At 62.9% G+C, this 14,405-nt stretch carries 6 protein-coding genes and 2 pseudogenes; 3 read left to right on the top strand and 5 right to left on the bottom strand.

Annotation, left to right across the window (positions count from 1 at the left end; genetic code table 11):
* A partial coding sequence (locus FZ938_RS29615) for a transposase domain-containing protein (RefSeq protein WP_149201755.1) occupies positions 1–220 on the top strand: 220 nt, incomplete at its 5' end.
* Positions 221–437: 217 nt separating this feature from the next.
* Here the strand turns inward: FZ938_RS29615 and FZ938_RS29610 are convergent.
* Together FZ938_RS29610 and FZ938_RS29605 are read right to left on the bottom strand one after the other, a co-directional pair.
* A complete protein-coding gene (locus FZ938_RS29610) occupies positions 438–5,102 on the bottom strand; it encodes a hypothetical protein (protein WP_149201754.1) in 4,665 nt (1,554 codons plus the stop codon).
* 117 nt (positions 5,103–5,219) lie between these two features.
* The gene (locus tag FZ938_RS29605; protein ID WP_149201753.1) at positions 5,220–10,427 is read right to left on the bottom strand and encodes an NACHT domain-containing protein; all 5,208 of its coding nucleotides are present in this window, start codon (positions 10,425–10,427) and stop codon (positions 5,220–5,222) included.
* A 260-nt stretch (positions 10,428–10,687) separates the two neighbouring features.
* On the opposite strand from FZ938_RS29605, the pseudogene tnpA reads away from it, so the two are divergent.
* Positions 10,688–11,227, top strand: a pseudogene (gene tnpA, locus FZ938_RS31605) (IS66-like element accessory protein TnpA); the annotation flags it as partial.
* Positions 11,228–11,333: 106 nt separating this feature from the next.
* Here the strand turns inward: tnpA and tnpC are convergent.
* From tnpC to FZ938_RS29580, 3 genes are all read right to left on the bottom strand, one after another.
* A protein-coding gene (tnpC, locus tag FZ938_RS29590; RefSeq protein ID WP_149201750.1) for an IS66 family transposase occupies positions 11,334–12,978 on the bottom strand; the annotation gives its coding sequence in 2 pieces (ribosomal slippage) (positions 11,334–12,161 and positions 12,163–12,978; 1,644 coding nt in all).
* 79 nt (positions 12,979–13,057) lie between these two features.
* Positions 13,058–13,405 carry an IS66 family insertion sequence element accessory protein TnpB gene (gene tnpB, locus FZ938_RS29585; RefSeq protein WP_149201749.1) on the bottom strand — a complete coding sequence of 116 codons (348 nt, stop codon included), beginning with the start codon at positions 13,403–13,405 and terminating at the stop codon, positions 13,058–13,060.
* A complete protein-coding gene (locus tag FZ938_RS29580) occupies positions 13,402–13,677 on the bottom strand; it encodes a hypothetical protein (protein ID WP_149201748.1) in 276 nt (91 codons plus the stop codon). The genes tnpB and FZ938_RS29580 overlap by 4 nt, the downstream gene beginning before the upstream one ends.
* A gap of 231 nt (positions 13,678–13,908) precedes the next feature.
* Between FZ938_RS29580 and FZ938_RS29575 the strand changes: the two are divergent.
* Positions 13,909–14,405: pseudogene (locus tag FZ938_RS29575) on the top strand (integrase core domain-containing protein); the annotation flags it as partial.

Below are 14,405 nucleotides of genomic sequence, written 5' to 3'. Positions count from 1 at the left end.
TCTGGGCCGGAAAGCGTGGCTGTTCTGCGGCTCCGATCGCGGCGGGCAGCGAGCGGCGATCATGTACGGCCTGATCATCACGGCGAAGCTCAACGACGTCGATCCCCAGGCGTGGCTCGCCGACGTGCTGGCCCGCATCAACGACATCCCCCAAACCCGCCTGCATGAACTACTGCCCTGGAACTGGAAAGCAATCCGCGAGCAGACGAAAGCTGCCTGACCGCGGCACTCACCGGATGCGTACGTGGATACCGCTGTCACCAGCGATGTTAACGGATGTGGGTAATTGGAAGACTCACTGGATGCGTACTCATCGGGCGCCTCTCAACAAGGTGCGTTTTCTCGGTACCACCGCAGCTCACGTTGTCGGCAGCCTCTTTGCAGCTAATAGATCTTTGCGAGTTCAGGTAAGACCATTACAGTGACTTCTCCTTTGATTATTCTTTGCCCCAAGGGCCAATGCCATTCCTGATTGGGCGGCCGAGAAACATTTTGTCGAGCTTTTCGACCCGTTTTTCCATTGCGTGCTTCAACGATGTTCTATTGAGTTGAGCATGGCTCATCTTCAGATGGAAGAAGTCATCATTGCTGTTTGCGGCCTGGACGTCTCCACGAAGCCATGCCCACGCGCGACGGTCCGCAGAGCGGAGGAATAGGACCCAAGCTGCGTATGCCGCAGTCGGGTCCAAAGCCGCCAAATATGCGCGCCACCAATAGCGTGTGGAAGCTTCGATTGCCCGCGAGCGTGCTGACTTTCGAGCAAGCTCGGCGTGTCCCGTCTGAATTTCACCATCGGGCCAAGCACCAGCAACCGGCAGTTCGTTAGTAGAGGTGAAACCTGCGAGGGTAATGCCGCGCTTGCGACGCCAGGCGAGTGGCGACCCTTGGTCCGCTGTTATGACATCCGAGAGCCATTTAGATTTTCCATTGCGGGTTGCCGCAATCGCAAGATCAAACAGAGATTGATCGGTATGGCATTGCTCTTCGAGCAACTCGCTCCGAAGCGTAACCACGGCCGGTGAATCCGGCACCCGGAAAACCATGTGCATGAGGTCCTCAACCCCCGCCGCCCCTATGTACCGCGTAGTTACGATCCGACGCAGGGCCCGCCACAATTGAGTGCCCTGCTCAGGGGCGTGGGTGAGAAGGGCCTCGCACAATGCCAGGAAAGCCGCATCTGCCAAGCGCACTCGCCGTTGGAAATCAGTCGTGTATTCGACGGAACCTTCGAGCCACTGGCTAATTAGGTCCGGCGCATGCCGCAGGACGGGTTCGAAGTCCTCGGCGTCGACATTGGCAAGGTAAAGGCTTGCTCCCGACATGCGCGCCTCGCGTATGCGTGTGATTGCGGTCTCCGCAGCGCGGTGGTGGGCCTTGAGTTGCGCATCGGCATCCATGGCTGCCTCAAAGGCGGCCACGGGATCATCGGAGTGGTCCTGGCTCTGCAGCGGCATGACCGACAATACAAAGGGTGCCGACTTTGCTTCGGTTCGGTCCACCGACAGGGTTGAACCCAAATCAGGTTCCCTAGTTCTTACCGCCGCAAGCACCTGCCCCAATATCCCAGCCGCCAATCGAACTTCCGCAGAATCGGCGCCCCGCAGGCGAGCAGCTTCAAGCAATCGCCATGGCGCCAGCCTTGGCGCCACCTGATCGAACGGCAAAGCGGACGTAGCCTGAATGAGCGCACTGGTCCCATAGTCATTAATCCAAAAATGCGCGTTGGGACTCCAGGACCAACCAGCGGTGGCGAGCATCCGCCCAAAGCGAACCGTGTCGGCGCAGGTCAGCGTCTGGAAGGCGACGCCCTGAAGATCTTGATCAGTCGCGTGCGTGAACTGCTCTAGCCATGACCACGCGGTGTCGCTGAATGCGACAGGATGGATCGACAGCAGCAGCAGGAGGTCGCGCTGCTGCTTTGGCGGGCTAACCTGATAATGGGAGATTAGGGCATCGACATCGCTAGGTGTAGGCTGGCGTAGAATCTCAGAGAAGTCTGTCGGAATGAATTTAAGGTCAGCTTCAATCAGCGTCCGTATCTGCATCTGTGCGTCGAGGTCGCGGAGCTCTAACATCAAGAGGCGGCTCGCAGCGTAGATCTCCTGATTATCGTCGGCGTCATTACCATTCAAACGCAACGTCTTGGCGGCCTTCGCCTCAGCATCGCCAACAAGAACAAAAGCCTCGGTCGCATGGATGGCTCCCCAATAACGGGACTCCTGTGTATAGGTCGCAAGGCTCTGGATCTTGCGAAGAGTCAAATCAGCCAACAGGTCCGGCGCGCATCGTGCAAGAACAGGCTCAAGTTCCTCAAAATGATGATCCTCTATAGTGATCCCTCTGTGAATATTCAGCTTCGTGACATCAATGCGAGCGGCCGCGGCACGCGCTTCCTCAATGAACGCAGATGGTATTTCGAAAGTCGGATCGAGCCAAAGCTCCTTCGTTCGCTGCACGCGAGTGAGAAATGGCAACTCGGTGTCGCTAAGCGCAACTTCCGCGTGACGCCGTTCCAGCGGAAAGAAGCTGCGACCGGGGCGGGACACATAATCTTTCTCGTAGCTGAGCGTTCGATCAAGGCGAGGCTCAACAGAAGCAGCTGTGTCTTCGTCTATTTCCTGACCACTCAGCCAGAGCAGCAATGCGGCAGCGCGAGCCGGTAGGTCCAGATGCACGCCAGGCTCTGGCGTCCGAACGCGAACAGCTGCCGATAGACTTCGTAGAGCGACCGCTGTCTCGTTGGGATCAATCTCGTTAAGAAGGCAAAGCCATTTGAGTCCGTCCCATCCCTCGTTCTGACCGCCGACGGCCAAGGAAACCGCCGCTGCCTCGAAAGCAGAGGTGAACCATGCCAGCGGGAAGCCTTCGATGATCGAAGGCGCGGTCGCCGGCAGTATACCGTCGTCCCTGTCAACGAGTTGGAGTGCGACACCGAGAACCGTAAGCGGACCTGAGGCATCAATTCCAATCCGGGTTTTGAACCGTTGCGCGCGGTGCCGCTCGAAATCCACGTTGGGCCTCTCGCGTGTGTCGACGTCGCGTGAGACAACTCCAAACCACGCGCAAGCGCGGGTGTTGATGATGGAAGCTGCCGTGGTATCGGTTCGCGGAATTGCGCGCAGAGCGTTAGTCGCCCACAGCCGCGCGGATGCATGGGCGCGACCACTAGAATGCTCGACAGCGTCGAGCAGGGGGGTGGTCAGGTTCGCGGCTAGACCTGCGAGTTCCTGCCGGTGCCTGTCTGTCACATTCTGCGTCTGCAGCCATGCTGTGACGAGCACACCAGCTACCGGTGTCAATGGTGAATCGCTCCGGTCCACCAAGATCGACACTGCGGCCCTGAGGATCTCCGCCCTTTGATCCAAGCCTGCGATGGCGTCTAGCCACTGCATAAGTTCGGCTTCACAACTCTCGAAAGTCGGCGCTGGGGCGCCGTCGAGCTGAGCAAGCAGCGCTGCGCCGAGAGCGTGCGCGACAACAGTCGGCGTTAACTGCAGGCTGCCGGACGGACCAGTCGTCGCGAATCGACCATCGATGATGTCGCTCAGCCGCGCGTAAACTTCTCGTTCTGAAAGGTCAGGCCGGCTCGCCGTTTCGCCGAGCGACTTGACCGTAAATTCCCGGACGCCGTCGCGGTACTTTTGGGCAATCTCTTTTAGCCAAGCCTGCCATTCAGTTTCGCTGAACGACTTGCCTGCACGTTCTCCAAAGGTATCGCGGCCGTACTCCCAGAGAAGCCTGTGCACTGTCACCTGTCCCGCTTCCACGAGGCGGTCGCGAAACCGCACTACCAGCCTGAAAAGACGTGGCGTACGCGCCAACTCAACGAGGTCAGGATGCAGGTCGGCCCTGGTCAGTCCTTCGAAAGCTAACATTTGATCGAGTTCACCGCCCGATGCCGTGTCATAGAGTTCCACGATAACCGGTACGGCTGGCACAATGAGGCCGCGGAGCTTCGATAGCTTGTCATCGAGATGATGCTTGCGAGTGCTGACAATGACGCGCACGCGACCTTCGAAGGTTTCACCCTGCAAAACCTTCAATAGTGGCAGCCAGGGCACTGAGGGTTCTTGGTTCAGGCCATCGAAGAATAAGGTCAAAACAGGCCCTTCGCCGGCTGGACGCTTCAGCAGGTAGTCAAGTCGACGCATCCAATGCTTCGTGTCTCGGACACCGCTTAGCTCGTAGAGACGGTCTGCCAAGAACTGCTTGACACTGGCTTCAGAGACACCGGAGAGATCGGCAACTGCGGAGGATGGGACAACCAAGACAATCGGCTGCTCGTGTTTCCGGTCAACCAACCAGTCGAGCGCCGCCCACGTTTTCCCTACGCCGTCCCAGCCGACAATAGCTACGGGAGCGTCGCTCCCCGCAGGGCCTTGCCACCACGCGTCCAATGCTCCGTGGACTGGTTCGCGCCTGATTTTTCTGTCCTGCGCGCCGCCAGCTGCGTTCTGTCCGAGTTCGGCGTTCGACGTCCGCGGTGAGTTCCAAATCTTGTGAAGCCTCTCCTGCGACCGCGTGCGCAGTCCCTCGAAGCCAAGACACCAGGATTGGAGATCACGCCGAAGCTTCGCAACTTCGTCGGCTGAGACAGGTTGAAGGGCGCGAGCTAGTGCACCTGCCACCTTCGAAAACTCTGCCTCCACGAGATCAGGGTCGAAGGCGCATAGTGCGGCAAGGGATGCGAGTCCGTGGTCCTTCCAATCGAGAATGACAACCGGAACGCCAATGGAATCGCCCTTCTGGGTCAGATCCTGCTCAAGCTGCTCCGGGACCTCACGGGTCGCAACGAGAATCCAAGCTTCGAGGGCTTCGTCCCGTGACAGCGCATGGTCGATCTCGCCGAGCAACTCTCTGTCGCTCAAGCTGGTGGTGTCGCTGTACTTCTTGCACTCCAACCGAAACCGCCGACCCTGTCGGCCAGCGGGACCGCCGTCTCCGCCGTGCTGAAATCCGGACTTCGCAATCGCAATCGGAATGCCGAGCAGGCGGCCAAGCAGCGCTGCTGCTAGGTTCTCAAGTTTAGACGCCCGCTTCTCATCCTGTAGCGCGAACTTGAGATCCGCCTGCGCCTTTTCTTCCGTGATGCTAAGAGTCATGGTCCGGGTGCCTGGCTGTCTGTGGTAGAGATTAGCCTTGACGACGTTTTGGTTAGCACTTGGATAGCACCACCATAGTGCTTCGTTTGACTCCGCTGATATGCCAAGGGGCGCGGATCACCTCGGTCTTGCCGTTCCGGCGAGCCTCGCGAGTTGCTGCTCCACCAATGCGGCGCGGCGGACGCCATGGCAAACGAGGATGTCACTCGTTCGGAGCAGTCCAGAGAAAAGCTCGGGGGAATCGGTAACCGCTCGTGCGTGCTCCTTGACCAAGCGCTCGAGCAAGTTCGCTGTTGCTTCACCGTTGCCGTGCTCATCCCAAAAGCGGGCGTCATGACGTTTTTTCTCGGCGATCCCGGAGAGCCACACAACCGTGCGCTGCGGCGCCAACCCCCATCCTGCTTTCCCGAGGAAGTCGAGCAATACGAGATATGCCCGCGGATTGGTGCCAAAGACCTCGACCCACCGGTTTACGGTATCTGCGAATATCGCCATGCCGGCCCACGGTGTTTCGATGACACAGCGGCCGCGCAAAGAGAAAAGGATGGCCTCGACGCAGTCTCCGAAATGCCGCGCGAGGTAATCGCGTTCCCCGGCATCGTGAGCACGCCGGTGTGTGAAGACCCAATTGCACAGCTCTCGCCACGATGCTGCGGAGGTCTCGTCGGGGGCCTCATCAAGGCGAAAGCGCTTGGAGAGGAATCCACACAGGAAGTCGCTCATCATCAGCATCGCGGTCTCTTCTTGGGCCCCTTGGATCGGCTGTACGACAGCGGCATCCACCTCTTTCGGAGCCAGTGCTCCGAGCGCGGCGCACCATTCCATGAAGCCGGCGACCCACTCGAACGGGGTATACCCGCCCCGATCGTCGCCGTCCGCCCAGGGAGGGCGGCACTCGTCGATGGTCCACGTCACAAGTTCTCCGCAGAGCTTGAGGATCGCGGCTCGATGCTTGGGGACAGCGAGTATGTGGTCCAACGGCTGCTGGAACAGGACTATCGGCGCGAAGTCCCACAGGAAGACGGTATCAGACCTCTGGTAGCCAGCGGTCTCACCACTGTCGCTCCCGGACGCGGAGCGGATCCAAGGCGGAGGTACCGAGGGCATGAGGCCCGGCCGACCGGCGCGATATTCCGCGATAGCATCGTCTACGACGTTGCTGACCCAGACCGCTTCTCCATTCTCACGCTTAAGGCTGGACGCACTAGGCATCTGCGATCTGAGAGGGAGAGCCAGTCGCATGCCAAGCACGACCGCCTGCCAGCAGAGCAACGGCTCGCGCTCCCACAGAGATTGTAGAGCGACGAAGAGGGCCTGGACGACAGAATGCAGGGGGTGGGCCACCAAGCGGAGCAGCTGTTCGCGGTCTTCGGCAACTGCACCGTCGCGTCCCACAAGCCCGGCCAGCCCGGCCGCCGCGTATATGGTCGGATGGTATATGACCACACTTTTGCGGATCAGCAACGAGTCCTTGCCGACCGGCATATTGGCAGCGCGGAGAAGAACGTCGCGGCACCAAGTGAGATCGGACGCGTCCAGATCTGACTGCGATCGCGCCCCGACGGCCGCGACACCTGCCACGGCAGCAGCGCGGTGCGTAGCCAAGAGGTCGTTGCTGTCCCGGGCTGTGGCGAACAAGTCGGTAGCGTCGAGGGCTTTCGCCTCGGAGAGTGCCTCGACCAGCGTGAGCTCAGATCTGGGACGCCCTTCCTTAAGAAGTGCGTCCGCCCACAGCGAAAGTCGCATGACGGCAGTCAGGCTCTCGTATTCTCGGCGGCTCACTTCTGCTTCCGCGTCGATGTCTGCCGGAGGCTGGTATTCAATGAGCACACGATGTTGCTCGGGATCCTCCTCCACTCTCCAGTTGGCACGGTTTGCCTTGGATAGCATGCGCTGCACGGTGTCGCGCCGCAGGGTGTCTACTGCACCGTCATTCTGGCTTTCGGCTGCCTCACGAAGAGCCTCCTTTTCCGTCAGCTCGCGCACACGATCCGCAAAGGCCGCCTGGATCGCTTCATCACCAGAGAATAGATAGTAAAAAACAAGGTCTCTCACGTCTGATTTGCGATGAGGCAGGGCATTTCTCTTAAAGACAGGTTGAAGAAAGGGCCGATGTCGCGGCAAGCCCATCGTGTTGACGTGCGATCCTTCATCGACTACCCTCCTGTAGATGTCCCAGTCCCAAATTTCAGGGCACAATACCAGCGGCAAGGCAGCTCTCAGCGTTGGCCAAGGGTAAGCGAGCGCAATAGACACGCTCGCTCCGAGCGCTCCCATGCTGTCGTTACCTTCCAGAACGGCGCGGAACAGATCCTCCGCGTTCCGGCCGGCGGCGAGCTGCTCCTCCATCCACGCTTCCAGGGCCATTAGTGCGGACATTATGGAGTTGGGCCCCCCGCTTCCGCCTCTGAACCACATGTACTCTTGGGCATGTCCCCAGAAGGTACGCTCTCCCCACGGGAAGCAGATCGTAACGGCCGAGGGCGTGCTGCCCCTGCCTTCCTGACGGGCACGCCAAGCCGCCACGGCATGATTGCACAAACCATTGACCAGCCGCAGCCCTTCGACCGGATTGGCGCGGAGAAGATGGAGGAAAGGCGGTCGCACATGCGAGGCCGGGAAGAACCGATGGTCATGTTCGATCATCCGATCGACGTCGAAATCCCAATCGTTCCGGAAACGCGAGGGCCGATCCAAGGGGCGGCGCATCACCGCCAGAAGGAAATCCACCAATTCCGTCGGCAGATGGGTAACCAGCAGATTGGAGTTCGCGAGGATGAAATCGCTCGCGTCATGACGCTCCTTCGTAGCTCTGTCGCGCAGGTAGGAGCGAGCGGAATCTGGTGCGCCACCGGCAGCCACGAATAGAAGATACCGCAGCCGGTCCTCCAGCCTTCCGTCGCTACGCCGCCCTCCGTTCGTGGTGATTGTCCTCGCCCGGGCGGCCGCTTCCGCGTCGGAATAGTCGGCTTCGAGCACCGACAGCCAATCGCGAGCCCAATTGGCCACCGCCGCCGGCAACCAATCGAACAGCGGCAAAACGCAGGCATCCATCGTCTGGAAGGCTCTCGGCACCACCTCAAGCACACGGCTAGTCTCGTCTACCAGTGGCCCTTCCAACTGAGGCAGCAGAGGCATCAGCCAAGCGAGGAAAGGTTTCCAAGCTCCGTGCCGTGGCGCCGCAGCGTAGTGCGCAAGAAGCTCTCTTCCATCCTGATCAAATCCGGGGAATAGGGTTGCGTCGAGGTAGATGGGGTTCAGCACCACCTCCTCCGTGCGCAACGCTACCATCAGTTCGCGCAAAGGCTCCGCATTACCCGCGAGCAGCATCGGAGCAATGAGGACGAACAACTCGGCCGCACGCGTCGAACGCAGCGGAGCCGACAACGCCGCGCGTCTCCAGCGCGGCTCCAGAGGCGGGGCCGAGAGCTCATTCACCAAGCCTAGCCATTCCGATGGATCCTTGGCCCGCTCCAAGCACCATGCCGCGTGGAGCCGAACAGGTTCAAGAAACCAGAGCGGCTGGCCAGCAGCGACCAGCGCGCTTGGGACGCCATCGGGCGAGTGATCCAGGACTTGGCATAGCACCCAGTCCTCTACGATGTCGTGAACGAAATCGACGGTCCGGGTCGCTTCGTCCTCACGGATCAGATCATTGTCCACTAGGGCCTGTACGGCGCCCGGATCGATGCCCACCGAGCGAACCGGGCGACCGGGGTTGGCGACGCGCCGCTTGCCAAGTTCCAGCAGGGCATCCTGCCGCCTCCGGCGCGCCGTCTCTCCTTGGCCTCCGTCATCGACCCACATCGCCAGCATCAAATCGATCTCGGTCAGCGCCCCGGACGGCGCTGCCGATGGAAGAACCCTCGTGCGGAGCAGCCGCGTGAGCAGATAAGGGCGGTGGGCAAGAGCATGGGCACGTCCGCCGGAGTGGATGAGCGGAGCCAACCGCGGGTGCGCGGCGGCGATCAGCGAAATTTCCTCCTCGTCGAGTTCGTCAACGTTGAAGCGTCGGGATTGGAAACACAGGAGCGCTTCTGGATCCAGCTTCTCACGGTACCCATCGAGGCCATTCACCCGCGCGGTCACCACCACGGACCAGCGCGCGGCGGCCGGAGAGCGTGCGATGGCGCGCAGAAGATCGTTAATCAGCGACCACTCGCCGGCACTGGCGATGCGGTCTACGCCGTCGATGAACAGGCAGGGGCTTCCAACACACGACAATTCGGACAAGAGGGTGTCGATGTCGTTCTCCAGCCCTAGCAGGCGGGCGAATCCTTCCCATGCAGGCTCGATGGGCAGGCGCCCCGCCTTGAGTACCAGAACAGGGCCGCCAATCATCTTCCGGTCGGCGAGGATGCGCAGGAGGCCAGATTTGCCGCAACCGGCATCGCCGACGATCTCGAGGAAAGCAGGCTCCCTCGTCGCTTCCAGCAACTTTTCGATCGTCTCCTGGCGGGTGAGGGTGATGCCGCCAATATCGAGTCGGATGTCGTCCAACGCTCCGCGGGTGGCTGCAATGATGCGTTGAAGATCCGGCAGAAGCCGCCGCTGCCCGGCGAGGGAGAATGCTCCTTCAATTTCCTCGGCCAGCGTCGCGCGATTGACACTGCCCGCCGCGAACTTCATCACGTCTGCCTTGTCGATCAGCGCCTGCCAGAGCTCTTGCGCTCGACCCTCCGTACCCGGCTCCAGCGCATGCGCCAGCCGCCCGATCGCGTGGGCGGCGTCCCGCGAACTCGCCCCCTGCTCAAAGTCGAAATGCAGCAGGACGAAATGCCGGAGGAACCGCCAGCACGTGTCATCGTCGATCGGCGCTCCTGACGCCTTGTCTAACGCGACCCGGATCTCGGTGACAAAGCTCCGCATAGTCGCATTGCCGACGTTGCGTTGCGCGAGCCTACGGCTGAAGTCGCCCGCATCGGCGCTTTGACGCGCCCAGTGGAGGGCGGTCTGTCGATGCTCGTCAGCGCCGGTGATAGCGCCGAAGGCGACACCTAGGCGATCCTTTCCGGCTCGGAACGTAGGAGACGAGAACGTGTCCCAGGCCTGCTTCATCACCTCGTTGAATGTCTCGTTGTCGCCGAATGCGAATACCCGCTTAGCCTGGAGCCTCATCGTCCGCGGGCCGTCCGCGCCCTCGGCATCGACGATCACGTCGTCTAGCGGCTCGTTCTCGAAGGCGCGCTGGACTCGCACCGATTTGGCGACACAGTCCGGCAGTCCGCGGACCACGCCTCCAACGAGGACTGACGCTAGATAATCCGCAACGATACGGCTCTCGAGGTGCGTTCCGGCGCCGCCGGTCGATAGTGGGCTGGCCATGGGTTGCTCTGCTCAAGTAGGGTCGGCGACGGCTGGCGCGAGGCACGCACGATAGCGTGATCCGCTCGGGCGCGCGACAAGCACTACGGATATTCCTGCATTGCGATCCGCCATCGAGGGTAAGGTTTGCGCGCGCGCTGGTGCAACCGATATGCAATTGCTCAGGTGGGGATTTGACCGTAAGCGTTGTGTGACGACACATCCGAAGTGATTGTGGTTCATGAAATATTCCGCTGGTCGCAGTTCAGCGGGGTAAGAGGATGTCGGGTCGGGATCTGGAGAGCTATTGGCGCGGTCATGTCGAGGCCTGGAAGGGCAGCGGGCTGACGCTGAAAGCCTATGCTGAAGCCCATGGAATTGGACGATGGGCTCTGGGGCGGTGGTCGCGCCGTTTTGCCGCTGCGGAGGAGGTGAGCGCTCGCTGTCATAGGGATAGTCCTGGTGCTGTCCCTATGACGGCGAGCGCTCCCTTGGTGATGGAGATCGTCGAGGCGGCACCCCGCCGGCGGTATTGGTCGCAGGCGGAGAAAGAGCAACTGGTGGCGGAAACCTGCGAGCCGGGCGTGAGCGTGTCGCTGGTCGCCCGGCGGCGCGGGGTCGATCCCAGCCTGCTGTTCCGCTGGCGCCGCCAGATGCTCACTCCGGCCGAGCCGACGCCCATCTTCGCGCCGGTGGAGGTGGCAGACACCACGTCCGCTCTTCCCCTCACGCCGCCAACTCCATGCGGTGCCAGCATGATCGAGATTGAGTTGGACGGCGGACGGCTGCTGCGGGTCGGTCGGGATGTCGATGCCGAAGGTTTGCAACTCGTTTGCGTCCGCGCGATGACGCGCCACGCAAAACTCAGACGCCAGACCCTACTTTGCCAAGGCGGCACTCACCGTAAGCATCCGCTGAGTGCCGCGGTCAGGCGGCTTTCATCTGCTCGCGAATTGCCTTCCAGTTCCAGGGCAGGAGTTCGGGCAGGCGGGTTTGGGGCAGGTCGGCGATACGCGCCAGCACGTCGGCGAGCCACGCCTGGGGATCGACGTCGTTGAGCTTGGCGGTGGTGATCAGGCCGTACATGATCGCCGCTCGCTGCCCGCCGCGATCGGAGCCGCAGAACAGCCACGCTTTCCGGCCCAGAGCGATGCCGCGCAGGCCGCGTTCGGCGGCGTTGTTTGTCAGGCACAGCCGGCCGTCGCTGAGGAACTTGGTGAAGCCGTCCCAGCGGGTCAGCATGTAGTCCATCGCCTTGGCCACGGGGGCATTGCGGGAGAGCCGGGCGCGCTCCGTCCGCATCCAGTCCTCCAGCGCGGCTACCAGGGCGATGCCGTGCTCCTGGCGTGCCGCCAGCCGCTCGGTCGGTGACTTGCCGTTCAGGGCGCGCTCGAGGTCGAAGACGGCGTCGATGCGCCTCACGGCCTCCAGCGCCAGCGGTGAGATCGGCGGGGCGTCCTTGCCGCGCCTGGTGTTCGCGGCGATGTCGGCCAGCTTGAAGAAGCCGCGCCTTGCATGCGCCCAGCACAGCACATCGCTGATCGGCCCCGGCTGTCGATCGGGGTCGTACAGCCGGTTGTAGCCGGCGAACGCGTCGGCCTGCAGCCAGCCCGTGAAGCCGGCCAGGTGCCGTTCGGGATGCTCACCCTTGCGGTCGCGCGAATAGTGGAACAGCGCTGCCGGCGGGGCTTGGCCGGCGAACGGCCGGTCGTCGCGCACATACACCCACAGCCGCCCGGTGTCGGTCTTGCCCTTTGGCCAGCACCGGCACCGGCGTGTCATCGCCGTGCAGCCGCTCGGCCGCCAGCACATGCGCGGCGATCAGGTCGTGCAGCGGCTTCAGCACCGCGGCGGCGGTGCCCACCTGGTCGGCCAGGGTGGACAGGCTGAGCGGCACGCCCTCCCGCGCGAAACGCTCGGCCTGCCGGTTCAGCGGCTGATGCTGGCCGAACTTCTCGAACAGAACGGTGGCCAGCAGGTTGGGGCCGGCCCAGCCCCGCGGGGTGGCATGGAACGGCGCCGGCGGCTGGCTGATCGTCTCGCAGGCCCGGCAGGAGAACCGTTCGCGCACCGTCTGGATCACTTTCCATCGGCGCGGGATCACCTCCAGCGTCTCGGTGATCGTCTCCCCCAGCTTGCACAGCTTGTCCGAGCCACAACACGGGCAGCTCGCCGGTGCCGGCACAACGACGCGCTCGCGCGGCAGGTGGCCGGGAAAGGGCTGGCGCGACGGCCGCTTGCGGGTGAAGGGCGCCACCGCGGTGGTTTTGGCGGCGGCCTGCTCCGCCGCCAACTCGTCCTCGCCGGCCGTCGCTTCCAGCTCTTCGAGCTGGAACTCCAACTGGTCCAGCAGGCGCGCCTTGCGCTCGGAGCGCGTGCCGTAGAGCTCGCGCCGGAGCTTCTCGATTTCCAGCTTCAGGCTGGCGATCAGCGCCTCGGTGTTCGACGCCTTCGCCTTGGCCCGCGCCGCCTCGGCTTCCAATGCGTCCGCCCGCGCCTCGGCCTGCGCCAAGGCGGCGCGCAGGCTGGCGATCTGGTCGGCCAAGGCGACAGAGGGCGGGGCAGCGGTCATGGCGCCAGTTTACCCGAGGTCGCGCCGTCGAGCCGCCGCAATCTCCCCTGAACCGGTGCGTCGATCCACCGTGTCGCAGTCACCCCGCGGCCTCGGGCCGCCAAGTCTTCTGCGGGTTGCGCCAGTCGATGCCTTCGAGCAGGTAGCCCATCTGCCCGGCCGAGATCGACACCGCGCCGTCCGCCGGCGTCGGCCAGATGAACCGGCCCCGCTCCAGCCTCTTCATGAACAGGCAACTGCCCTGGCCGTCATGCCAGATGATCTTCACCAGATCGCCCCGGCGTCCGCGAAAAATGAAGAAATGGCCGCTGTGCGGGTCCTGGGCGAAGCGTTCCTGAACCAGCAGCGCCAGGCTCGCCCAGCCTTTGCGCATGTCGGTGTGCCCGGTGGCCAGCCACACCCGCACCCCGCTCGGTACCGGGATCATGCCAGGGCTCCGACGACGGCCGCCGCCAGGGCCGGGGCGACCGGCCCTTCCAGACGCAGGCGTGCCCCGCTGGGCAGGATGATCTCAAGGACCCCTGGGTTCGTGGCCGGCGGCACTGGAGGTGGGAGCGGGTCAGGGAGGTTCTCGACCGGCGGTTCGGTTACGGTCGGCTCCGGCGTGACGGTCACCGCGACGAAGCTGGACGGTTCAGCCACGGCAGCCCCGCCGACCGTCATCAGCCCCCGCCAGCGGTACAGCAGACTTTCGTGCACGCCCAGCCGGCGGGCCGCTTACGTCACCACCGCGCCGGGGCGGAACGCCTCCTCCACCATTCGGACCTTCTCCGCCGGCGTGTAACTCCGCCGCCGCTCCGTTCCCGTCAGAACTTCGACACGCTGGTAAGCCATGACGTTTGCAACTCGTTTGCGTCCGCGCGATCTCACGCTACGCAAAACTCAGGCACAGGCCCCTACTTTGCCAAGGCGGTGCTCACCGGAGGCGTACGCATGCTCACCATCATCGACGAGTTCACCCGCGAGTGCCTGGCCATCGACGTCGCCCGCCGTCTCACCTCGGACGACGTCCTGCATCGGCTGGCCGAGCTGTTCGTCGAACGGGGGCCACCCGACTTCATCCGCTCCGACAATGGGCCGGAATTCGCCGCCACGGCGGTGCGCGAGTGGCTGGCGCAGGTCGGCGTGAAGACGCTGTTCATCGAGCCGGGCAGCCCATGGGAGAACGGCTACAACGAGAGCTTCAATGGCAAGCTGCGCGACGAGCTGCTCGCGCGGGAGATCTTCTACACGTTGCCCGAGGCGCAGGTGCTCATCGAGTGCTGGCGCGTCGCCTACAACACCGTGCGTCCGCACAGCGCGCTCGGCTACCGCCCACCGGCGCCCGCCGCGGTGGTGCCGGCTCCTGTCCAGCCCCCCCCCCCCCCCGCCCCCCGCCGGGGCAAGGGGCGCCGGGGGGGGGGTGGGGTAAAGAATCTCTTGGGGTC

Source organism: Azospirillum oryzae (genome assembly GCF_008364795.1).
Taxonomy (GTDB): Bacteria; Pseudomonadota; Alphaproteobacteria; order Azospirillales; family Azospirillaceae; genus Azospirillum; species Azospirillum oryzae.
Note: the sequence above shows the minus strand (reverse complement) of the source record. Positions and strands in the feature narration are given on the sequence as shown.

Excerpts from the sequence above, each read along its gene's own strand:
- FZ938_RS29610 (WP_149201754.1), bottom strand. The coding sequence starts at position 5,102 with ATGACTCTTAGCATCACGGAAGAAAAGGCGCAGGCGGATCTCAAGTTC.
- FZ938_RS29605 (WP_149201753.1), bottom strand. The coding sequence starts at position 10,427 with ATGGCCAGCCCACTATCGACCGGCGGCGCCGGAACGCACCTCGAGAGC.
- tnpB (WP_149201749.1), bottom strand. The coding sequence starts at position 13,405 with ATGATCCCGGTACCGAGCGGGGTGCGGGTGTGGCTGGCCACCGGGCAC.